This is a genomic window from Streptomyces pseudogriseolus (assembly GCA_002154585.1).
Classification (GTDB): Bacteria; Actinomycetota; Actinomycetes; order Streptomycetales; family Streptomycetaceae; genus Streptomyces; species Streptomyces pseudogriseolus.
The window spans coordinates 1,745-2,720 of sequence record MUNG01000575.1; the positions used below are offsets into that span (position 1 = coordinate 1,745).

1 protein-coding gene is annotated in these 976 nt (G+C 71.9%); it reads right to left on the bottom strand.

Going from position 1 to position 976, the window contains the following annotated elements; translation table 11 throughout:
- Window positions 1-505 (bottom strand): universal stress protein (locus CCN29_RS32975; protein WP_086686191.1); only part of this gene is annotated, 505 nt, incomplete at its 3' end.
- Between the last annotated feature and the right edge of the window lie 471 nt (window positions 506-976).

Sequence of the window (976 nt, forward strand, 5' to 3'; positions counted from 1 at the left end):
GCTGCGCCCGCTTCGCCAACCTCCCCGCAACCGACCCGAAAAGCCGCCCCACGATCCCGTGGGTAGAACCCACGACAATCGCATCGGCGGAGTACTCCCGCCCCACCTCTTCGAGTTCATGGCAGATGTCCCCGCCCCGCTCGACGAGGATCCACGGCACCTCGGCCAGATAGTCCGCGCAGGCCAGTTCGAGCCCCAGCACCTCCGTGCGGTGGTCCGGGACGTCGACGAAGACCGGCGGCTCGCAGCCCGCCCACACCGTGGTGGGCAGCCGGTTGGCGACGTGGACGATGATCAGACCGGACCCGGAGCGCCGCGCCATGCCGATGGCGTACGCGAGGGCCCGTTCGCTGGACGTGGACCCGTCGAAGCCGACGACCACCCCGTGCCGGAAGGCGGGGTCGCACGCATGACGTGACTCCTCCGCCGCCAGGGGTTCGGACGCCGTCGGATCGGCGACCGGCCGCTTGCGGTCCGCGGGTTCGAAGAATTCGTGACCGGCCATGGCTGTCTCGGGGTTGTGATCCTTGTGTGGGACGACAGTGTGCGGCGGAGCTGTGTCCGGGAAGTGCCTTCCCAACCCCATACCCCCAAGGGTACGGCGGCACGCCTCCGTGGCCCAGATCCCGCGCGAACCGGGAGGCGGGTTCCCCGGAGCATGCACGAGGGTCCGCCCATGACGCAACGGTTGCTGGCCTGTACAGGCGGTTTGCGGGGTACTCGCTTGACATCCGAACCATCCGGACCGGCGACCCGCCCCCGGCCGGCTCCCGAGGACGGCCCTCTTCACCGGGCCGCGTCCGGCTTCCCGCCCGCCCCCGCGGTGCCGGGCGTGCGGTGGCGGGCGTCACCGCGGGGGCGGGCGGGAAGCCGGACGCGGCCCGGTGAAGAGGGCCGTCCTCGGGAGCCGGCCGGGGGCGGGTCGCCGGTCCGGATGGTTCGGATGTCAAGCGAGTACCCCGCCAACCGCCTGTAC